The organism is Mesorhizobium sp. M8A.F.Ca.ET.207.01.1.1 (assembly GCF_004794715.1).
Lineage (GTDB): Bacteria > Pseudomonadota > Alphaproteobacteria > Rhizobiales > Rhizobiaceae > Mesorhizobium.
This window is the reverse complement of record NZ_SRUS01000012.1, coordinates 108,025-129,035: the sequence shown is the minus strand read 5'-3', so window position 1 is coordinate 129,035 and position 21,011 is coordinate 108,025. Positions and strand designations below refer to the sequence as shown.

At 59.3% G+C, this 21,011-nt stretch carries 16 protein-coding genes and 1 pseudogene; 10 read left to right on the top strand and 7 right to left on the bottom strand.

The window, feature by feature from the left end:
- The first annotated feature begins 194 nt into the window (after window positions 1–194).
- From EN850_RS28555 to EN850_RS28510, 10 genes are all read left to right on the top strand, one after another.
- Window positions 195–1,742, top strand: coding sequence for an ABC transporter substrate-binding protein (locus tag EN850_RS28555; protein ID WP_136092739.1), 1,548 nt, complete (start codon window positions 195–197; stop codon window positions 1,740–1,742).
- A gap of 41 nt (window positions 1,743–1,783) precedes the next feature.
- Window positions 1,784–2,812 (top strand): ABC transporter permease, encoded by a 1,029-nt coding sequence (locus tag EN850_RS28550; protein WP_210235463.1) that lies wholly within the window; start codon window positions 1,784–1,786, stop codon window positions 2,810–2,812.
- Entirely contained in the window at window positions 2,809–3,669 is an 861-nt protein-coding gene (locus EN850_RS28545; protein ID WP_210235464.1) for an ABC transporter permease, read from the top strand. The genes EN850_RS28550 and EN850_RS28545 overlap by 4 nt, the downstream gene beginning before the upstream one ends.
- 2 nt (window positions 3,670–3,671) lie before the next feature.
- A complete protein-coding gene (locus tag EN850_RS28540) occupies window positions 3,672–5,462 on the top strand; it encodes an ABC transporter ATP-binding protein (RefSeq protein WP_135917378.1) in 1,791 nt (596 codons plus the stop codon).
- A gap of 9 nt (window positions 5,463–5,471) precedes the next feature.
- The gene (locus EN850_RS28535; RefSeq protein WP_135917380.1) at window positions 5,472–6,845 is read left to right on the top strand and encodes an NAD(P)/FAD-dependent oxidoreductase; all 1,374 of its coding nucleotides are present in this window, start codon (window positions 5,472–5,474) and stop codon (window positions 6,843–6,845) included.
- Complete coding sequence (locus EN850_RS28530; RefSeq protein WP_135880866.1) at window positions 6,842–7,267, top strand: Rid family hydrolase; 426 nt, start codon at window positions 6,842–6,844, stop codon at window positions 7,265–7,267. Before EN850_RS28535 ends, EN850_RS28530 begins: the two co-directional genes overlap by 4 nt.
- 121 nt (window positions 7,268–7,388) lie before the next feature.
- On the top strand, window positions 7,389–8,003 hold the full coding sequence (locus tag EN850_RS28525) for a MarR family winged helix-turn-helix transcriptional regulator (protein WP_135880865.1): 615 nt from the start codon (window positions 7,389–7,391) through the stop codon (window positions 8,001–8,003).
- A 694-nt stretch (window positions 8,004–8,697) separates the two neighbouring features.
- Entirely contained in the window at window positions 8,698–10,452 is a 1,755-nt protein-coding gene (locus EN850_RS28520; RefSeq protein ID WP_135917382.1) for a thiamine pyrophosphate-binding protein, read from the top strand.
- Between the two features lie 62 nt (window positions 10,453–10,514).
- Window positions 10,515–11,777, top strand: a complete 1,263-nt coding sequence (locus EN850_RS28515) for a CoA transferase (protein ID WP_135917383.1) — start codon at window positions 10,515–10,517, stop codon at window positions 11,775–11,777.
- A gap of 9 nt (window positions 11,778–11,786) precedes the next feature.
- Window positions 11,787–12,584: a citryl-CoA lyase gene (locus EN850_RS28510; protein ID WP_135917385.1), complete on the top strand. Its 798-nt coding sequence runs from the start codon at window positions 11,787–11,789 to the stop codon at window positions 12,582–12,584.
- A 720-nt stretch (window positions 12,585–13,304) separates the two neighbouring features.
- Here EN850_RS28510 and EN850_RS28505 read toward each other — a convergent pair.
- The 7 genes and pseudogenes from EN850_RS28505 to EN850_RS28460 form a co-directional block, all read right to left on the bottom strand.
- Entirely contained in the window at window positions 13,305–14,225 is a 921-nt protein-coding gene (locus EN850_RS28505; protein ID WP_135880861.1) for an NAD(P)-dependent oxidoreductase, read from the bottom strand.
- Entirely contained in the window at window positions 14,222–14,611 is a 390-nt protein-coding gene (locus EN850_RS28500; protein WP_167531263.1) for a YciI family protein, read from the bottom strand. Before EN850_RS28500 ends, EN850_RS28505 begins: the two co-directional genes overlap by 4 nt.
- 17 nt (window positions 14,612–14,628) lie before the next feature.
- Window positions 14,629–15,027, bottom strand: coding sequence for a hypothetical protein (locus EN850_RS28495; RefSeq protein ID WP_135917387.1), 399 nt, complete (start codon window positions 15,025–15,027; stop codon window positions 14,629–14,631).
- 495 nt (window positions 15,028–15,522) lie between these two features.
- Window positions 15,523–16,344: pseudogene (locus EN850_RS37320) on the bottom strand (IS66 family transposase); the annotation flags it as partial.
- 6 nt (window positions 16,345–16,350) lie between these two features.
- Window positions 16,351–17,778, bottom strand: a complete 1,428-nt coding sequence (locus EN850_RS28470) for an aldehyde dehydrogenase family protein (protein WP_135917393.1) — start codon at window positions 17,776–17,778, stop codon at window positions 16,351–16,353.
- An 84-nt stretch (window positions 17,779–17,862) separates the two neighbouring features.
- Window positions 17,863–19,338 (bottom strand): amidohydrolase family protein, encoded by a 1,476-nt coding sequence (locus EN850_RS28465; RefSeq protein WP_135917395.1) that lies wholly within the window; start codon window positions 19,336–19,338, stop codon window positions 17,863–17,865.
- A 26-nt stretch (window positions 19,339–19,364) separates the two neighbouring features.
- Window positions 19,365–20,879: a UbiD family decarboxylase gene (locus tag EN850_RS28460; protein ID WP_189591237.1), complete on the bottom strand. Its 1,515-nt coding sequence runs from the start codon at window positions 20,877–20,879 to the stop codon at window positions 19,365–19,367.
- Window positions 20,880–21,011 lie beyond the last annotated feature (132 nt).

Here is a 21,011-nt window from a genome sequence, read left to right as displayed (position 1 = left end):
CATGCCCTGGTTGTCGAGCGCCTCGATGAACCCTCTCAGGTCTGCGTAACTCACGAGAAACGTCTCCTCTGTGCGCAGTTCCCCGCGGCTCGCGCTCATCGATGCGCTTCGCCCGGGAGCAATCATTGAGTGAATTAAACACACTTGACTACCTATTGTCTATAGCAATATTCTATGTGTAGGGAGGAACGCACATGTCGAAAATACGCATGCTTCGGAACACACTGGACCGCCGTCAGCTGATGGGTGGCGCGATTGCCGCGATGGCTCTTGGTTATGCGGGCTCCGCACTTGGGCAGAGCAGCCCAAAACCCCAGAAGGGTGGGTCTCTGCGCGTTGGCATCGCCGGCGGCGGCCCCACCGACTCACTTGACCCGCATTCCGCGATTACCCCGGCTGACATCGCCCGTGTTCTCAATCTCTACGACGGTTTGGGGGATGATAACGAACAGGCCGAGTATCGACCGCTTCTGGCAGAGGAGTTCGAGGTAAATCCCTCGGCAACCGAGTGGACGATTCGGATCAAGCAGGGAGCTGAATTTCACAACGGCAAGACGATCGGCGCGGATGACGTCGCCTATACGATTCGACGGATCATCGATCCGAAGAACCCTCGCAATGTAGCGCCGCTTATGCGCTCCATCGATCCAACGCAGATCGTCAAGCTGGACGACCGTACGATCCGTCTTAAGCTTCGCCGTCCCGATGCGGCACTGCGGGACGCTTTCCGCGTACTAAGCACCGGTGTCGTGCCTGTCGATTTCGACCCTAAGAGCCCCGTTGGTTCAGGCCCGGTCAAGCTCGACCAATTTGTTCCCGGTGAGCAATCGACTTTCAAGCGCTTCGAGAACTATCATGGACAAGCGCCTTACGTAGACGAACTGGTCCTCATCGATCTCCCCGACGATGTTGCGCGGGTGAATGCTCTTCTCGGAGGGCAGGTTCACGCGATCGAGGGTCTTCCCTACTCCCAGATACCGGTGGTGAGTGCCAACAGTAGCTTCAAGGTCCTGACGAGCAAAGCGGGGTCGTTTCGGCCATTCACGATGCGGGTCGACAAGCCTCCTTTCGACGACGTCAGGGTGCGGCAGGCTCTGCGGTTGCTGGTCGATCGCGAGCAGCTCGTAAAACTGGCCTTCTCCGGCCACGGGCGTGTCGCATACGACGCGTACTCGCCCAATGATCCCTGTTTCGACACATCTCTGGTTCGGGAGCGCGACGTCAAGGAGGCTCGGTCGCTGCTTGCCCGCGCGGGTCATTCCAATCTGCAGTTGGAATTGGCCACGACCGCGGCCGCACCGGGTCTGCTCGAAGCTTCACAGATCTTTGCCGAACAGGCGCGGGAAGGGGATGTGACAATCAACGTCAAGCGGCTCGACCAGGGTGGCTTCTTCGCGGAGTATACCAACTGGCCCTTCGCGGTAGATTACTGGACCCACAATCCTTACCTGAACCAGGTTGCCTTGGGGGAACTCGCCACTTCACCCCTCAACCCGACCCGGTTCTCCGACGAAGAGTTCACGCGTCTTAACGACCTTGCCCGCGCCGAACTTGATCAGAACCGCCGGTGCGAGCTTGTCCATCAGATGCAGCGGATTTCCTTTGAGCGGGGCGGGCTGATCATCTGGGGCTACCCCGACACTATCGATGCTCACTCGGCCCAGATTGGCGGCTTGGAGCCCGACCTTACGGGGTGGGGTCTGAACCGTTACAAGTTCAAGAAAGCATACTTCGTCGCCTAGTGACGCTGGCGAGGCCGACCTTCAAAATAGGAAATGACGTGATGCTGTATCGTTCCGCGATGAGCACAGAGGACGCTGATGCGGCACCGGCAGACCTGCCGGTGCCGTCCGCCCCATCGCGCTGGGCCTGGATCTTGCGGCGGTTGGGTTTCGGACTTCTGGCTCTATGGCTTGTCTCCGTCTTGGTATTTGCCGCTACTCAGGTGCTTCCAGGTGATCCGGCCCAGATTATCCTGGGCCGGGATGCGACACCTGCGCGCCTGGCCGCCCTTAGGGAGGAACTTGGCCTGAATGCCGCGCCGCTAGACCAATATATACAGTGGATGAAGGGCGTTCTCACGTTCGACCTTGGGCAGTCGTTGGCCACCCGTCAGCCCGTAGCCGATCTCATCAGCCGGCGAGCCGCGAACACGATGATCCTGGCCGGTGCGGCCGCCATTCTAAGTCTCCTGATTTCAGTAGGCCTGGGGCTGCTCGCGGCAACGAGGCAGAAGGGAGTGTTCGATGGAGTGTTCAACGTTACTGCTATGGTACTGACAGCGTTGCCGGAGTTCGTTGTCGGTATCGGCCTCGTCCTGGTCTTCTCGACCGCAGTGTTCCATCTGCTTCCTGCGATCTCGATTGTGACGCCTGGGATGAGCCCTCTCAAGGTGCCCGAGGTCCTGGTCCTCCCTGTTGCTACTCTGGTTCTGGTGACAGTTCCTTACCTGGGCCGTTTCGTACGTGCCACGATGCTGGCTGTGCTCGAAACAGATTACGTTCAGATGGCGCGCCTGAAAGGCTTGTCCGAGTGGCGCGTCATCTTCGTGCACGCGTTCCCCAATGTGCTTGTTCCCACGATCCAAGTAGCTGCCGCAACACTGGCGTATCTGGCGGGCGGTGTGGTCGTGATCGAATACCTGTTCAGCTATCCAGGGTTGGGTCAAACCCTCGTTGAAGCCGTCGCATCTCGCGACCTTCCCGTACTCCAGGCAGCCACATTGTTGCTGGCCAGCGTCTACGTGGCCCTCAACCTTATCGCAGATATACTCAGCGCGTTTGCGAACCCGCACATGAGGGGGGCATCATGACATCCAACGTTCTAACGTCACCACAGCGCCGTAAAAGGCCCAGACGTTTACCCGACGCCGGAATGGGCTTTGGAGTGGTCCTCGTCGGTTTTGTCCTCGCCCTCGTTCTGCTTGGCCCCTGGCTCGCTCCCCATACATCGACGGCGCTCTTGGCTGCGCCCTTCGAGCAGCCGTCCGGTGAGTTATGGTTTGGCGCCGATTTTCTTGGGCGCGACGTTCTCAGCCGCACTCTGTGGGGTGGTCAAACGGTGCTTGGACTGAGCTTGACGGCGACGGTTCTGGCACTCGTCGCCGGGGTAGCTGTCGGCCTCGCGGCGGGTGCGTCGAACAGCTGGGTCAGCGACGTCATTATGGCAGCGATGGATCTGATCCTCGCCTTTCCGCAGATTGTTCTTGTCGTCCTTTTCGTTTCGATGCTCGGTCCGCAACTGTGGCTGATCACCCTCGTTACGGCGATTTCGCACGCCCCGCGGATCGCACGGGTGACCCGCGGCCTAACTGCCGAGCTCATGCAGCATGAATTCATTCAAGCAGCTCAAGTGATTGGAACGCCGAGCCGGGTTGTCCTGACCCGCGAAGTTCTACCGAGCCTGCTTACGCCGCTGGCCGTGGAGTTTACGACCCGACTGACGTGGTCGGTCGGCCTCATTTCCGGCCTTAGTTTCATTGGCTTCGGACTACAACCGCCGCAAGCCGACTGGGGGCTGATGCTCAATGAAAACCGCAATGGGCTACTCATCCAGCCCTGGGCCGTCGTGCTCCCGGCGTTCATGATCGCGGTCCTGACAATCGGCGCCGGGCTCATCGCCGATTCTCTGGCGCGAAGAGCATCCGGATCGGGCCAGCAAGGACGTTGACGATGTTAGCTGCAGAAGTAGTCAAGCTAAGGGTTGAGACGATTGGTCGACGCGACGAAATCGTGGACGATATCAGTTTCACGCTCCGCCCTGGTGAAATTGTCGGCCTGGTCGGTGAGTCAGGATCCGGCAAGAGTACGGTTGCCCTCTCTCTTCTGGCATACGCGCGAAGGGGAGCGACCATTGCCAGCGGTCGGGTCATCATCGACGGAAAAGACATTCTGTCGATGCATCGGAGCTCATTGCAGGGGATCAGGGGGCGTCTCGTCGCTTATATACCTCAGGATCCCGCTGCAGCCATCAACCCCTTCCTCAGCATTGGCACCCAGCTCAGAGAGGTTTTGGCGGCTCACCGCGACAAACTGACCGGGAGCGAACGTAATGAGCTGGTCGGCACGGCGATGCGCGACGTTCAACTGCCCGGCGATGCCGCCTTTCTTTCACGCCTTCCGCATCAACTATCGGGAGGACAGCTCCAACGGGTCGCCATCGCGATGGCATTCATGTGCCAACCCAAGTTGATCGTTCTCGATGAGCCGACCACAGGGCTCGACGTGAGTACCCAGGCCTACGTCCTTCGCACCGTTGCGAGGCTCTGCCAGCAGAGCAATGCAGCTGCGCTCTACGTGACGCATGACTTGGCGGTCGTCTCATCTCTCGCTGATCGGATTTTGGTCATGTACGGAGGGCGGATCGTCGAGGCGGGTCGATGCGAGGATGTTTTCACGCGTCCGCGTCATCCGTACACCCGCAAGCTTCTTCGGGCGACTCCCGATCGCCATGCGCGTTATGCTCTCGAAACCATGCCGGGGCGAGCCCCGCGTCCGGGGTCTCGTGATCCCGGCTGTCGCTTCGCTCCGCGCTGTGCACAGGCCCAAGAGCGCTGCCATGTCGAGGAACCATCGCTCGACTTGGTCGCCGAGGCTCATCAAACCCGGTGCTTCTTCCCGACCGAAAACCTGCACCAGGCGCGTGTAACTGCACCGATTGGACCCGAGGTGATCGGCACCGAGCTCCTCAATGTGTCTGGTCTCTCGGCAAGCTATGGCAACATGCGCGTCCTGGATGGCGTGAGCTTTTCCGTTCGCGAGGGCGAGTGTGTTGCGCTCCTGGGCGGCTCAGGATCCGGCAAAACCACCCTGGCGCGGTGCATCATGGGCTTGGTCGCAGCCTCTGACGGAACGGTCCGGTTTGCAGGACAGGTTCAGGCCCGTGATGCGCGAGGTCGACCCGCCTCCGTTCGGCAGCAGCTTCAGTACATCTTTCAAAGCCCATTCCGGTCGCTCAACCCTCGCCGTACGATCGGCGACATTGTTGCTTCACCCCTTGAAACGCTCTTTAACATTCGAGGAGCGCGGGCACGTCAAGAGGTCCTGACAGCGCTCGAGAGAGTATCTTTGACCCCCGCGGTGCTCGGACAGTATCCGGGAGAACTCTCGGGCGGAGAGCGCCAACGCGTCGCGATCGCCCGTGCGCTCGTGTGTCGACCCAAGCTCCTCATTTGTGATGAGATTACGTCAGCTTTGGACGTATCGGTGCAAGCGAACGTTGTCGATCTGCTACGGCGATTGCAGCGAGAAGATCGACTCGGGCTCTTGTTCGTCACTCACGATATTGCGCTCGTGCGCAACATCGCCGACTCCGTGCTGGTGATCAACCAGGGACGGGTCGTCGAGAGTGGTCGCGCGGCAGACGTCATCGACCGGCCGAGTGACGGCTACACCAAGTTCCTCGTCAATGCCACGCCGTCGATTGAAATACCTGTTCCGGCACATGCCGGCAGCGGAATGTAGGGGGCACAGATGGACCAATCGTTTGAGGTAGATGCGGATGTCATTATCATCGGCGGCGGTTTCGCCGGTGCTGTCGCACTGCGAGAGCTTTCTTCACGGGGTGTAAACTGCATCCTGCTTGAGGCTCGCGACTGCCTCGGCGGTAGAACAAAGACGATCGAATGGCACGGGCGTGTCACGGAGGTGGGAGGACAATGGCTGCACTGGCTCCAGCCGCACGTCTGGTCCGAAGTCACGCGGTATGGTTTGGAGCTCTACGAACGTAAGCCAATTCAACGAGTTCGCTACGCTAGCGGCGGCGCTATTCGCGAGTGCTCGGTGGATGAGTTCCACGATCTTTATTCGGGAGCTTGGCAGACCCTTTATGCCGGCGCAACCGACGTTTTCCCCCGCCCGCATGACCCACTTTATGCTCGAGCAAAGCTCGCAGAGATCGATAAGTTGTCAATCCGGGACAAGCTCACCGCCGACGGCGTGGAAGGTGAGGTGCTCGACGCGGTCAGGGCGCTGGCGTCGGTCTCCTTCAACGCGCCTCCCGACGATGGAGCGCTGTCCCAGGGGATGCGCCGTCTTGCGATGGTTGGCGGAGATCCTGATCTTCTCGCTCAGACCCTCCAGCAGTTCCGATTGCGTGACGGAACGCGGCGGCTTCACTCGGCGATCCTGTCGGAAGGCAAGGGAAGCATTGAACTTAATGCAGTGGTCTCGCAAATTCGCCAGAATCCCCAGGCCGTCGAGATCCTTCTGGCCGATGGTCGTACCTTCACCTCACGCGCGGCTGTGGTTACCGTTCCGTTATCGACGCTTGGGGACATCGAGTTCTCTCCACCACTCGCGAAAGGCAAATCTGCCTTCGTGAGCGAGGGCCAGATGACACAGGGAAGCATGTTCTGGTTGAGGTTGCGGAACATGCCTCAGGAGGCCTTGCTCGCCCTGGCGCCGCCGGAGCACCCGCTGTCTTATTTGCGTGTCGACGATGAGGAGAAGGACGGCACCGTCATTGCAAATGGCTTTTCGCCATCCCGAAAGGCACTTGATCCGTCTGACCGCTCCGCGATCGAGAAAGCGGTGCGGCTCTGGGTGCCGAAGGCGCAACTTGTCGAGCATGTTTGCCATGACTGGGCGACCGACCCATTCTCGAAGCAGACGTGGACGATGCTGAAGCCTGGGCAGCTCTCAAGCTACTTTGATGATCTTCAGCGGCCCGAAGGATCTGTCTTCTTTGCCGGAGCGGACTACGCGAGTGGTTGGTTCGGTTTCATCGATGGCGCTATTCAATCGGCGCACGTGGCAAGCCGCCAGGTCGCGGCATACTTGCAGGAGAAAGGACTCGAACATTCGGGTTCGTTGAACAAGGTTGACAAACAGCAGAGGGTCGCATGAGCACAAACACAAAACGGATAGAGAAGAGAGCCCTCGGTCGGGTTCACGTCGCGGGCCAGCCGATGCCATGGCTGAAGGGCGTGGTTGCTGGCGATTTCGTGTTCTTGGCGGGTACTGCTGGCGAGACAGATGATGCGGGCCAACCCGTGAGATCGATCGAGGAGCAGACCGCTTTGGCTTTCGCGAGGGCTCAAGAAGCTTTGTTGGAAGCCGGAAGCACACTTGAACGGGCCGTTCGGATCAACCAGTACCTGTCCGACCGCACGTTGAGGACACGTTATGTGGCTGCTCGCCAATCCTGGCTCGAGGCGAATGTTCCTGCACTCATGAGGGAGCCGTCGTTCGCTTCGCTGCTCGTCATTCAGGAACTAGCGGACGAGGAAATGCTCATCGAGGTAGAGGTAACGGCGCTGGTCGGCTGATGAACCGCCGTGCTCCCGGCCCCGTGAAAACCGCGTCGATATCTGTGGGAAACCGAGTAGTGATCGCTTGCGATCCGCAGTCCTTCGTATATTGAGTATAGCAATAATAAAGGGAGCTCCGGTGGCTAGATCGTTCGATTTTGCCGATAAAAAGACGACGGTAGGACCGTCGTCCCGGGTGAAGAAGTCAAAATCTTCAAATCAGCTAAGTACACGGCCGACCCTGACTTTGCCGGAACTGCTGGAAGGAGGCGACAGTCAAGAGTTTAGGCACATGATGGCTTTGCTGTTCGCCTCCGTCAGCCGGTTGCAATCCATGCGTCGGGCTTTGGCAGGTGAACTCGGGGTAAGTTCCACCGAGTTTGCCGTCATAATGGCGCTGTACCACATAGAGGGTGAGAGCGGCGTACGCATAAAACAGATAGCGGACTACCTCCACAGTGCCGGTGCGAATGTCACAGCCACAGTCGGTCGCCTGCAATCCGAGGGTTGGGTCACCAAAGTTGAGGACAGCGAGGACAGCCGCGCAATGCTGGTGAAGCTCACCCGTAAGTCGAGAAATACACTCGATAAATCGATGCCTTCGATTTCCGCGATCAACGATGTCTGGTTCAAAGGTCTCCGAAAGGATGACGTTCGGGTTGTGACCCAGTTCCTGGAACGATTGATCGAGCAATACGGTGCTGCCGCTGCGGTTGCAAACAACCTCTCGATACTGACGGAATCCACCGACTAGATTCTGCCCCGTAGGGATGCAAGTCGTTCACCGGGCAAGATCCGGGCTGCGGCTTGGCATACGAATACGCGTCGAGTGGCCTTGACCAGCCTTGCATGGCAATTGTCACATGCTGGCGTCCAGCGCTTGTTTTATGCAATTTCCTCTATTTCTGCTGCCTGCAAGATATCCGGTGCGCTTGTCTCCATGAGAACCTGGACACGCCAAGCGTAGCATGTGTGCAGGATGCGCTACCCGGTCTTTGCATAGATCCGCCGGATCCGACTCTGGGCTAGCGATGTCCAAGCGGGCAGAGCAGCTCCTGCATTCTTCTATGCGAAGAACTGAAGCCGTCGTCAGCATTTGTCCTAGAGTTAACGGGTGAGCAGGGTCGACACCTGCTCGAAGGAGAGGCTTTGCAACGCCGACATCAACCGTGTCGCAATGCCCTGAAACGATGTGTTCGACCCAGCCCGGAAGGGCGGACGCCAACTGTCCGGATGAACCGAAGTAACACGTGTCCACCGTGCATCTCGATCATCGAAGTCTCCGGATTTGAGCTAACTCCTTGCAGGCCCTCTCTCACTCGCTCGTCACCAGTCGCGCGGAGGAAAAGTGTGCTGTCTGGTCAATGGCTCCCTTGACCAAGAAAGCTATTAAATATATGTATAAACAAATAGACACACCACTAGCGAGTTAGATCGAGGAGGAAGCTATGAACATCGAGACGCAGGTCACGAGTGCGCCGTCCGCCAAGGGCGCTGCAGGAGCACAGGAGACGGCTGCTGAGGCTATCGTCGATGCTCTGGTCAAGGAGGGGGTTCCATTCGTCTTCGGCATGACGGGGGACACGATCCTGCCGATCATCGACGGCCTCCACGCTCGATCGAGCGAAATTCGCTATATCACGACGCGGCTTGAGATGAGCGCTGTGGCTATGGCGGACGGCTATTCCCGCGTCACAGGGAAGCTCGGCGTCGTGACGATGCACGTTGGACCAGCCGTCGCGAACGCAGTTCTGGGCACCTGGACGGCTCATAAGGACAATGTGCCCGTCATGGTTCTCTCGGCCAACCTAGACCGTTTTCGGCTTGGGCGAGACATCTGGCACGAGTTCGATGTCGTGGGGGTTTTCAGCAAGTTCACGAAGTTCTCCGATCAGATGATTGAAGCGAAGGACGCGAGGCGCCTGATGCGCACTGCGATGCACGTGGCCCAGTCGGGGCTTCCGGGCTGCGTCCATCTGGACTTCCCCAAAGATCTGCTGGCCCAGCCTGCCGACACAGAAACGTTCGATCTTTCGCTTCGTGGCGGCGCCCACATGGGCTTTGTTGCCCGTGCGCCGCGGCCTGAAGAGGAGGCTGTCGAGCGTGCTTTGGACATCCTGGCCGAAGCGAAAAGTCCCGTTATCATCGCGGGGCGGGGCGTTGCTTGGTCGAAAGCCGATTCGGAACTGAGATCCCTGGCCGAAGCACTCGGAATTCCCGTGGTGGCGACTGAGATGGGCCGGGGAACATTTCCTGAGGACCACGCCCTCGCGGGCGGACTTCTCGGCCACTTTGGTCACACTGCGGCGAACACGATCGTGGCGGAAGCGGACGCGATCCTTGGGCTGGGATGCCAGTTCCATAACGTGAACACGATTAACTGGCAGCTTATCCAGCCCGAGGCCAAGATCATCCAGGTTGAGAGCGAGCCGCTCGAAATCGGTCGGCAGTATGCCGTGGCGGTAGGGGTGCATGCTGACACTGGGGCGTTCCTCCGCGATGTCCTGGATCGGTTGCGCTCTCGATCTACAACTCGGCCATCGGAGTATAGGGACGCGGCGATCGCAAGACTCTCGGAATTGAAGCGTCAGGAGAGAGAGACTTTCTACTCGGTCGACCTCGATTCGAAGCCCATCAAGCCACAGCTTGTAGCATCTCTTCTTGAGGAACTCGCCGCCGACGACGCGATCTTTGTCATCGGTTCTGGTCACAACACCCACTTCTCAAACTACATCAAGATCCTGCATCCCGGACAGTACCATTACAGCATCGGTTCAGGCTCTATGGCTTGGGCAGTTGCTGCCGGCATGGGCATGAAACTGGCGCAACCGCACCGACAGGTTATCGTTCCGATCGGCGACGGCGATTTCAGCATGAATGCCCAAGAGCTTGAAACGGCTGTTCGCGAGAACATTCCAATCACCGTGGTCATCTATAACGACGTCTCCTTCGGCGCGCTCAGGATCTTCCAGCAGAGGCAATACGGCGACCGCCAACTCGGGTCGTCCTATGGTGACACCGATTTCGTCAAGCTCGCCGAGGCGTATGGTGCGCGAGGAATTCGAGTGGAAGATCCGAAGGACCTGAAGGCAGCGCTTGAACAGGCCCTGGCGGCCGATGTCGTGACTGTAGTCGACGTGCGAATCGATCCTTGGGAGCTTGCTCACCGAACCCCTGAGTTCAAGGAGTTCCATAGGTTCTGATGGAATGCGTTGCCGCCTCCTGTTCAAAGGAGGCGGCATACTCAGAAGTAATGGAGGCGGCGATGCAGGAACGGCCCTTACAGGGAGTGCGAGTGGTCGAATGTACAACGATGATTACCGGACCACTTGCAGGCATGATGCTGGCAGACCTTGGTGCCGATGTAATCAAGGTAGAACATCCGGAAGGTGGTGACCCGTTTAGAAGTTTCCGTGGGGGATCCGTCAGCCCTTATTTCTTGGCCTACAATCGTAACAAGAGGTCAATCGCGTTGGATCTCAAATCCGAAAGCGGTCGGCGCGTTCTGGAAAAACTTCTTGAGACTGCCGACGTTCTGATCGAGAACTTTCGTCCTGGTGTCCTCGACCGCCTCGGGTTCGGCAAAGATCGGTTGCAGAAGATCAATCCCAATTTGATCCTCTGCTCGATCAGCGGCTTCGGCACGAGCGGCCCTTACCGCGATCGACCTGCCTATGATGCTGTCGCGCAAGCTGTAAGCGGCCTTTCCAGCTTGTTCTTCACGCCCGAGGAGCCTCGGATCACAGGGCCAACCATCGCTGACAACTTAACAGGTATCTACGCCTGCTACGGGTTGTTGGCCGCCCTCCATGCTCGGATGGCACACGGTCGGGTGAGCAGTGTTGAAGTGAACATGCTCGACTCCGCGATCGCGTTCACGCCCGACACGTTCCTGGCCCATACCCTCCTTGGTCTCGAGCCGGGCCCTTTCATGCGGGTGCAGGCTTCTCAGTCCTATGCTCTTCGCTGCCGGGATGGAGCAATGCTGTCGGTTCACCTGTCATCGCAGGAGAAATTCTGGCGGGCCTGCCTGGAAGCATTGATGATCCCGGAACTCGCCGATGATCAGCGATTCAGCACAAGGGCAGCGCGCGTCGATAATTATCTCGAACTCGCCCGTGAGTTGAATGCGGCGGCGCGTTCGCAGGATAGAGCGTACTGGCTTGATCGCCTGGCTGCGCTGGACGTGCCGCATGCTCCTGTCAATTCGCTCGCAGAGGTGATCGACGACGAACAGGTGAAGCACCTCGGCGTTTTCGCGCAGATGCAGCATCCGATCCTGGGACCGCACATTGCCCCGCGCCGGCCGGTTACCTTCAACGGGTCACGTGAGGATCAGCCGCTGGTGGTGGCGCCTGAGATGAATGCGCATGGTGAGGAGATCGTGCAGGAACTGGAGCTTAGCGAGGCTGACGTTCTGAGCTGGCGTGAGAACCTTACGGCTAAGGGAGTTAGTGAGGGAACTGGAGCACCTGCGGGGTCTACCGCGCCGGAACCGGCTTCAACTCCAGAACGAGTGACAGGGTAGGGGGGGTATATGAGCACTCGAACAGACCAGGTCGAGGGACCCGTCACGCGGATCGGTACATCGCCTTTCGACGTTGACCGCCTGCGCTTGCGCGGTCGGGACGTTCTGACTGAGGTTCTTGATCATGTCACGTTCTCGGAGGCGTTCTTTCTCGCTGTCACCGGGACAATACCAGACAGCGTGCAGCGCCGCGTTCTCGACGCGGCCCTCGTCATTCTGATGGATCATGGTTTAACGCCAACGGCCCTCGTTTCGCGCCTTGTCGGCGACTCTGTTGCCGATCAACCCCAGGTCGCGGTGGCGGCTGGCCTGATGATGGTCGGGGACAAGTACGCGGGTACGATGGTGGGCGTCGGCACCTTTCTCAACGCCGGCATCGACGTTGCCGATCACACTGCCTGGGCGCAAGATCTCGTGAACCAGTATCGAAGTACTGGACGACGTTTGCCGGGGTTTGGTCACCCGTTCTACCGAGGAACGGATCCACGAGCAGAGAAGCTTTTGCAAATCGCTGTGGAAGCTGGGGTGCAAGGGAAGTACATCAAGCTTCTTAGGATCGTTCAAACGGAGCTTAGCTCAAGCCTCAGCCAGCCGGCTCTCCTGAACGTAACGGGGGCACTCGGCGCAGTCCTCTGCGAGATCGGCTTTCCCGTGCGGGCGATGAGAGGTCTCGCCGTGGTCAGTCGGGCGGCAGGTTTGGCAGCTCATGTGGCCGAGGAGGCCACGCATCCGATCTCCCCGGCCCTTATAAAGTTTGCTGCAACCGTGCCCTACCATGAGGATGACGGCAACGGCATCAACGGCTAGACAGCCGGTTGAGTTCGGGCGTGCCTCTGACGATGAACGAGACCGACTGATCGAAGAGCCCCGGGGTGCCTGAGTGCGGCAAATCTTGCTGGCCGGTTCGGCAGCGGCCTGTGAGCAGGCGTCGATATCGTCTCGCGTGTGGAGAGCCACCAGCGTTGAGTAGAGGCACGTTGGCCGCATACCTGCCGCAGCTTCGACGATCTCTTCAGCCAACAGCGCCTCCTGCTCATACGTTCGTCCTCCTGATGGCACATGACCATGGATCAAACGGCCACCTCAGTGGGGTCAGGCAGATTGTCGAAGCTGTCGAGATTGAAATCGTGCCAACATGGACAAGCAAGCGAAACGTCCACGCGGCCTAGATCACCGTGTGCGGGTCGTCGTACGGGAGGGTCGGATCCATTGGGACAGGGGCATTGCGCGACCCTCCCGGAGAGCGGATGGCTATGTTGTTTGGGATGAGCTCGTGATCGATGTCACGCGCGAGGTGGAGGTTGAAGCCAATTTCCGCATGGCGAAAGATTAAACCAGCCGGGCTCACGTGGCAGCCACGCGGGGTGTTGCTGGGGTCGTTGAACAATTGAGGCCATTACGGAGTTGCGGCAGGTAGCAGATTCACCCGCTGATGCCATGATTAAGGGCAATGTGACGGCGGCCCCAAGGACTGCACGCCTGGTGGCGCCATTACGGGCTTGGCCGCGTTGGCTACGACCGTCATGACTAGTCTCCTTGTCTCTCAGGAGCGACGAGATCGATCATTCGCGCGACGTCCTCGTCTCCGTAACCACGCTCCATCGCCTCCCGATAGCGAGGAATGGCTGCGCTCAGGAGATTGGGAGAGAGCCCACCCGCCCGCGCAACCCTGTCAATGATCTCAAGATCTTTGAGCAGGATGCGCGGAGTCCCCAAGGGCTTTGTTGGCTCCCGCGCCGCCATGATCGGACCGCGTGCATCGAACTGGGCGGACGAAGCAGCGCTGCCACGTAAGGTCTTTGCGACGAAAAGTGAGTCGAGACCAAGGATTTCCGCTAGAGCAACAGCCTCCGCGGCGGCTTGAATATGGACACCGACGAGGAAATTCGCGACGTACTTCACCCGCAATCCATTGCCAAAATCTCCACAGTAAACAACGCTGTCGAGCATGTCTTCGAGAACGGAACGCCAGCGTTCGACTACAGCGAGTTCCCCGCTCGCGAGCATCAAACCCTTTCGAGCCGCGACGGCAGTCGGAATACCTGAGATCGGGCAGTCCAGCATGACGCCGCCGTGAGCGGCGTACTGGCGCGCCGTATGCATTTTCACGTCGATGTCAAGTGTGCTCATTTCGACAAGCACTGGGAGCAAGCCGCCGCGCGACAGAAATCCATTCGGACCGGCCACGACCTCGGTCAGGGCTTCAGGTGTCGGCAGGCAGGTCATGAGCACGTCCGATCCGGCGGCGGCCGCCGCCGGCGAAGCCGCAGGCGTGCCACCAATACCTGAGAGCGGCTCAAGCGACCCGCGCCGATAGCCGACGACGCGGTGACCACGTTCTATCAGGTTGCCTGCCAGTACCAAACCGAGACTGCCAAGGCCGACAAAGCCGACCTGGACAGATCGCGCGATCGGCTCGGTTGGGGCAGGTCTGTCAGAAACGCTCACGACGAGACCCCCGGAAGGGAGGCTGTCGCCGTCGACAGAGACAATCGGATGCGTAGTGCGCCTTCGTTGAGAGTCCAGATGGCAAAGTGCGCGTCGCGAAGCCCAGCTTTAAAAAAGGGCTCATCGCACCAGAGGGCTTGAGCTTCGGAGAGATCAACACCCTGAAGGATAGTCAGACCCTCATAGGGAGGCACCTCCGGGCCCGCTACAGGACCAGACCCAAACAGCACGCCGCGGCGCTCCAGTTCAATGAGGTAGGCGAAGTGATCGGGCAGGAGCCGGCGTATCGCGTCGGGATCGCGGGCATTGACATGGCGGATCACGACAAATGGTGCTGCCATCATTCGCTCTGTTAGGAGTTTGAGGTCGTTACCCTCGTTCGGCATTTCCGTCTCCCCCGTTGTCATGCCAGGTTGAACGAGCGGTCGGAGAAATGCACAGAGAGGTCCAGTGCTCCTTTATTGATCAGCCAGGGACGGACTCGGTAGGTCCGGTACTTCAAGACATGAAAGATGTCCCCTTGTGCAATTTCGTGCGCCTCCGCTTCTGAGACAACCTTTAGCAGGATCATTCCATCGGGGTGGTCTGGATCATCAACGAAAGGCCCAGCCAAGAAGACTTTGTTCTGGCGCTCCAACTCGGCATAGTACCCAATATGCTCACCAATACGTGCGATGCGCCCGCCAGCATCTTCGTTCCATAGGGGCGTCTTCTCTAGAAGGAGGGCATAGACCAGAAGCCCAAGCATGCCTTGGGTGCTCTCCTGCTCGCTGGCGCGTACCGCCTCGCGGAAGGTACTCATCGCATGCTCTCCTTAAGTGTGGTCGGCCTCGGGCACTGCCGCATAACAGCACCACAAAAGCAGGCTGGCAGACATTCATATTTTCTATAGCTATTTTTAACAGGCGTTTGCAAGGCCTGCAATCGACATTGTGAATCTGGCTTCGGCTAAACCGCCGGATGGAGATTGATGTCGTATTGGGCCCAAATAGCCCAAACGTGTCAGCAGCCCCCTGGCTCCCGGCCTCGACACAGGGCACCTCGTGCCCGACCGGAATGCGCTCGAGCTATTGCGGAGAATGGGTGACGACGGAGGCGTGAAGGCGGCGTATCGAGGCGGGTGTCCAAGCCTGTCAACCTCTCAAAGAGAGCGACACGCCATGCACACACCTACCAGCATCGTCCGACTGCGTTAGTCCGACAAGATCGACGATCACCTGACTGAGAGGCTCCGCACAGGAGTCTGCCGTCTCCTGGCCCTAGCTGTCGAGATGGAGGCTGAAGCGCATGCGGTGTTCTAAGGCCCACGGCCTTGAGCGGCTTGGCGCATAGGCAGCAGGTCGTTGATCTGGCTCTGCGGGTGGCAGGCGACGATGCGGGCGATGAGGTCGGCGAGGTAAGATTGTGGGTCAACGCCGCTGAGCTTGTAGTTTCGATGACCTAGCGATGACCGTCCAGCGCTCGCCGCCGCCGTCGCTGCGGGTAAAGGCCGCATTTTGCGATTGAGCGCGATTGGTCGGATAGCGCGTTCGATGACGTTGGAGTCGATCTCGGCGCGGCCGTCGTCGATGAAGCGACTGAGGCCTATCCATCGCGAGAGTGCGTGGCGGATGGCCTCGGCGAGTTTGCTCTTCTGGCTGATGAGGGCGAGTCGACGATGATGCGGCTTCTCGCCAGGCGGATGTCGCGGCGTTCCTCGGCCGAACCGCCGCGGATCTCACTGTCGATCCGGTAGAGTTCGGCGATCCGCGCGAGCGCTTCCGTGGCGATCGGCGCCGGACCGCTCGGCGCGAGATCGTGTAACTTGTGCCGCACGTGGCTCCCGCAGAAGGCCACGCCCACGGTATTGCGGTCGGCCAGAACCTTATAGCCTGCGTAGCCATCGACCTGCAGCGTGCCGACGAAGCCTTGAAGGTGCCGGACCGCCTGCTCGGACTTGCGATCAGGCGCGTAGAGATAAGCGACGCCCGGCGGATCGACGCCCCCAAGGTCGTTCGTCACGAACGTAGGCGAAGAGCTGGCCGGTCTTGGTTCGGCCGCGACCGGGATCGAGCACCGGCGCCGTGGTCTCGTCGGCAAAGAGCTTGGCCGACGCCTTCAAGCGCTCGATCAGACGTTCAAGCAGCTATGCCGCCGCCCAACCAAGTATCGCCTTCACTTCCAGATACTCTTCCAGTCCGAACACACCGTTCTCGCGTCCGTTGCCCGACTGCCGGTACCCTCCAAAGGGCGCGACGGTATCTGACGTTGCCATGTTGATGTAAGCGCGTCCGGCACGGAGCTTTCGCGCAACAGCCTGCGCGCGCAGGAGGTTAGCTGAATGGACGTACGCGGCTAGACCGAAAACCGTTCCATTCGCGATCTCCACGGCTTCGTCCTCGTCCTCATAGCCGATGATGGACAGAACAGGCCCAAAGATCTCCTCCTGTGCGATCCTCATTCCGGGCGCCACATCAGCGAAGATCGTGGGACGAACATAATAACCGCGATTGAGACCGTTAGGGCGACCAAGACCGCCGCCTACCAATTGAGCGCCTTCGTCGATCCCAAGCTGAATATAGGTTTGCACACGGTCGAACTGTGCCTGGCTGATAAGCGGCCCGAGTCGGGTGCCTGCGTCATCCGGGTGGCCGACCACAACCTTGTCGAGGGCACGGCGTGCGATTTCGACAACGCGAGGCATCTGATCACGTTGTACCAGCATGCGGGTCGGCGCAACGCAGGCCTGTCCGGAATTTGTGAAGGCCCGCAACACCCCAGCTGGAATTGCCTCGTCGAGATCCGCGTCAGGCAGGATGATGTTGGCTGACTTGCCACCAAGCTCCTGATGAACGCGCTTCACCGTATCGGCCGCCGTTTTGGCGATTTGAATGCCAGCACCGGTGGATCCCGTGAAGGACACCATGTCGACATCCGGGTGGGAGCAGATTGCGTGACCGACCACCGGCCCAGTCCCGTTCACGAGATTGAAAACGCCCGCCGGGACGCCGGCGTCATGTAACACCTCGGCGAGCAGTACCGAGCTCAAGGGGGCTATCTCGCTCGGCTTGAGCACGACGCAGCACCCCGCGGCCAATGCGTAGGCAAGCTTCGAGGCAACAAGTCCCAGCGGCCAGTTCCAGGCGGTGATCAACCCGCAGACGCCGATCGACTCCCTCACAATCCGACTCGTCCCAAGCGGGGCCTCGAAATCGTAGGCCTGCAAGACGCGTCGGGCTTCCCGGAAGTGGGATAACGCCATCGTCACCTGCACTTGGCGTGAGAACCAAGCCGGCGCTCCCATTTCCAAGGTGATGATCTTGGCAAACTCATCAAGACGCTGCTCGTAGATGTTTGCAATCTGGTCGAGGAGTTCTACGCGTTCAGCTACCGAGGTTGCACTGTAGGCTGGAAAAGCCCGTCGAGCAGCGAGCACGGCCTTATCAACATCCGCAGCCGCCCCCAAACTGATCTGCGCGAAAGGCTCCTCCGTCGACGGATTGATCACGTCCATCGTTTGCGGGGCGACGGGGTCAACCCATTCGCCCGAGATATAGAATTTGTGATGATGCATCTCTTCCCTCGCAGATGGCGCTCGTGTTGAGACGCCGGATGTTTCAGAATGTAAAATCTGGGTTTTGCAGGTTCAGGGTGCCTCTCATTTATTCCCCTGCCCTTGCTCGATGAGTCTCTGACCTGATTGCAAGAGACGGTCGCGCAGGCCGTGGGCTGCAGAGTTGACGAGACGCCCTTGCCATTTCTGTGCTTTGCCGTTCACGAACACCGATTCGACTTGCGCTGCCGTCGAATAGAAGACAACGCTTTCAGCAGGGTTCTGTGCCTGCCCAAGATCGCGGGGTGATTTCCTGATCAGCTGAATATCGGCAGCCTTTCCTTTTGTGATCGAGCCGATCTCCCGATCCATACCCAAAACTCTGGCGCCCTCTATGGTCGCCCATTCGAGAGCTTCGTGTGCGGTGATGGTGAGCTCCTTTGGATCCTGACCCTCTCGAAGAAGGCGATCGTTGTCGAGCGCGCGCTGCATCTGCAGCGCGATCCTGATCTGGGTAGCCATTTCCGGACCGACGTTGGTGGGGATGTCCGTCCCAACCGCAGGTCGTCCCCCGGCCAGCCGAACATGTCCGGTGGCTGGGAAGCCCATCCCCATCTGCATTTCGACCTCCGGTGTCACCGTGATCGTCGCACCCGAGTCGACGACGGCCTTATACTCGCTGGCCGTGAAGGAGTTTGCGTGAACGAGGTTGATGTCAGGGCCAAGCAGCCCCGCGTCCGCCAGCTGGCGAGCCGCTTTGTTCTTCGGTCCGACCGTGCCCCATCCTGTGTGCATCGTAACCATAACGCCAAGGCGGCGCGCCATGGCGATATCGCGCGTCGTGGCCGGCAGAGTTGATTCATCCGGCCCACGGATAGCAAGAGCCATTCGTACAAGCCCGCTGTCAGACGATAGACGCTCCTTCCGCAGCCGGGCCGCATCTTCGGGATGGTCCCGGTTAGGGTCGGCATACCAGTCCCAATCGCCAGGCGGGCCGTATCCGAAAACGCTACGGACGCCCGACTCAAGGAGAGCGTCAACGGCACGGTCCGCATGAGCCGGCGTATTGATCGCATGACAGTAATCGAACACAGTGGTGGTCCCGGCGCTCACTTGCTCGAAACAACCCGCCAAGTTCGCCAGGTACAAGTCTTCGGCGCTGATGTGGGGTCCGATTCCACCCAGAATACGCTGAACATACTGGTCCAGGCTCCAATCGCCTGCGATACCAGCCATAGCGCTTTGCCAAAGATGGATATGAGCATTCACGAAGCCTGGCAGAGCTATCAAGTCGCTTGCATCTATGACTTCGGCATCTGGCGCGTCGATGGAGTGATCGACGGCTGCGATTCGACCGGAGCGGATAAGGATGTCACCACGCTCAAAAATCGGGTTTTGCGGATCCATTGTCAGGATTGAGGCGCCGCGGATCAGAATGTCGTCCCGAGTTGGTGCCGGCCGAGATTGTGTCGGCTGGTCAGCGCTGCGCGCGCCCTGGGCGCCCGCCAGCACCGCGGCTCCGGCAAGAGCTGGCAAGATCTGTCTGCGATTCAAGTAAAACAGGTGTCTATCATTTTTCATGAGTGTTCCTCCGTTGAAAGTTTCTCTCAGAGCCCGTTCTTCGGTGCGCGCCCTGCCGTGCTGGTGGTTCCTGCCCGATTGATCGCTGGACCTTCTTCCTCGGTGCGTGTGGTCTGAGCGCGCAAGACCGTGGCCCACTTATCGCTGACGGCCTTAGCCTCTGCTGGATGAAGCGCGGTGCTGGGCGGAAAGCGCGAGGACCAGGCATAAGGCCGACAAGCATCGATGATGGCTTTGGAATGCGCTGTCACACCAAGCTCCTTCGCCTCGGGCGGGATGCGCGGGTCGAGGGCGGAACTCCAGCCATTTCTGATGATATCGATCGAGTCCGAGGGCTCGCAGCGCGTAGCGACCGCCCACAGAACATCGTCCATGTTGGACGGATCGATATCGTCATCGACGAGAATGATCAGGCGTCCCATGTAGCTATTGGCGGCCGCTATCAGGCCAGCTCGCTTCGCATGCCCATCATAGCGTTGCTTGACAGCGACAACCGTAACGAGTGACGAGACATGCTGCCAAACACCGGTGACATCGGTGACACCGGCGTTTTCGAACAGTGTCCAAAGGGTTGCAGCCTTCAATGGCAGCCCAAAATGGTGGAGCGGAGGCTTCAACGGAGGCGAGGCAAACAGGATCGGATTGTGCCTGAAATGCACCGCGTCGACCTGCATTACCGGTTGCGGTCGGCGATCTGCCGCATAGTATCCGGTGAACTCTCCGAATGGACCTTCCTCCGCCATCACCGTCTTCGGATCAAGCAGGTAACCTTCCAGAATACTTTCGGCTAGTGCCGGAACCAACAGTTGTGTCAGCGGCGCTCTTGCCAGCGGAATCGCTTCGCCCTTGACGGCTCCGGCAAAATCATACTCCGAATAACCGGCTGGGAGAGCTTCGAAACCTGCTAAGAAGAGTGACGGATCCTGGCCGTTGACGATGGCGACCGGACAGCTTTTACCCTGGTCCCAGAACTTCTTTGCAAGGATGGCTCCGTGCCGTCCCAAGTGATCGAACTGAATCGTGACCGTATTCGCTGTTTGAACCTGGACTCGGTAGATCGATGCGTTCACCCAGTCGCTGTCAGGATCGCCCATGACGACGAGGCTGCCCGATCCGATATAGCGGCCGCCGTCGTCCGCATGCCACTGCGGTACAGGAAAGCATGCGAGGTCGACTTCGTGGCCCGCCATCGTGTTCTCTAGAAACAGAGGTTCGGTGAGGCGCTGCGGCAAGGGGCCACTCCGCTGGAAGGCGGACCGTTTCTCTTTCCATCGCTTGAGAGCTTCCAGAGGGGCGAGCGATGGATCAAGGCCGAGTGCAATGGCCGCTTTGACGGAACTGTTTGTCGCGTTGGTGAAGACGCGAAAGCCCGCGGGATAGCCGTCGAACTTGTCAAACAGAAGGGCAGGGCATTCGGGTAGGTTGGCCGCGACCTCGGTAACAGCTCCAACCTCTAGATGCGGATAAGCACCGGGAACTCTTCTGAGCATGCCCTGGTTGTCGAGCGCCTCGATGAACCCTCTCAGGTCTGCGTAACTCACGAGAAACGTCTCCTCTGTGCGCAGTTCCCCGCGGCTCGCGCTCATCGATGCGCTTCGCCCGGGAGCAATCATTGAGTGAATTAAACACACTTGACTACCTATTGTCTATAGCAATATTCTATGTGTAGGGAG

Bases quoted from the DNA above. Each gene is read 5' to 3' on its own strand.
- EN850_RS28555 (WP_136092739.1), top strand. From the start codon at position 195: ATGTCGAAAATACGCATGCTTCGGAACACACTGGACCGCCGTCAGCTG.
- EN850_RS28550 (WP_210235463.1), top strand. From the start codon at position 1,784: ATGCTGTATCGTTCCGCGATGAGCACAGAGGACGCTGATGCGGCACCG.
- EN850_RS28545 (WP_210235464.1), top strand. From the start codon at position 2,809: ATGACATCCAACGTTCTAACGTCACCACAGCGCCGTAAAAGGCCCAGA.
- EN850_RS28540 (WP_135917378.1), top strand. From the start codon at position 3,672: ATGTTAGCTGCAGAAGTAGTCAAGCTAAGGGTTGAGACGATTGGTCGA.
- EN850_RS28535 (WP_135917380.1), top strand. From the start codon at position 5,472: ATGGACCAATCGTTTGAGGTAGATGCGGATGTCATTATCATCGGCGGC.
- EN850_RS28530 (WP_135880866.1), top strand. From the start codon at position 6,842: ATGAGCACAAACACAAAACGGATAGAGAAGAGAGCCCTCGGTCGGGTT.
- EN850_RS28520 (WP_135917382.1), top strand. From the start codon at position 8,698: ATGAACATCGAGACGCAGGTCACGAGTGCGCCGTCCGCCAAGGGCGCT.
- EN850_RS28515 (WP_135917383.1), top strand. From the start codon at position 10,515: ATGCAGGAACGGCCCTTACAGGGAGTGCGAGTGGTCGAATGTACAACG.
- EN850_RS28510 (WP_135917385.1), top strand. From the start codon at position 11,787: ATGAGCACTCGAACAGACCAGGTCGAGGGACCCGTCACGCGGATCGGT.
- EN850_RS28500 (WP_167531263.1), bottom strand. From the start codon at position 14,611: ATGCCGAACGAGGGTAACGACCTCAAACTCCTAACAGAGCGAATGATG.
- EN850_RS28495 (WP_135917387.1), bottom strand. From the start codon at position 15,027: ATGAGTACCTTCCGCGAGGCGGTACGCGCCAGCGAGCAGGAGAGCACC.
- EN850_RS28470 (WP_135917393.1), bottom strand. From the start codon at position 17,778: ATGCATCATCACAAATTCTATATCTCGGGCGAATGGGTTGACCCCGTC.
- EN850_RS28465 (WP_135917395.1), bottom strand. From the start codon at position 19,338: ATGAAAAATGATAGACACCTGTTTTACTTGAATCGCAGACAGATCTTG.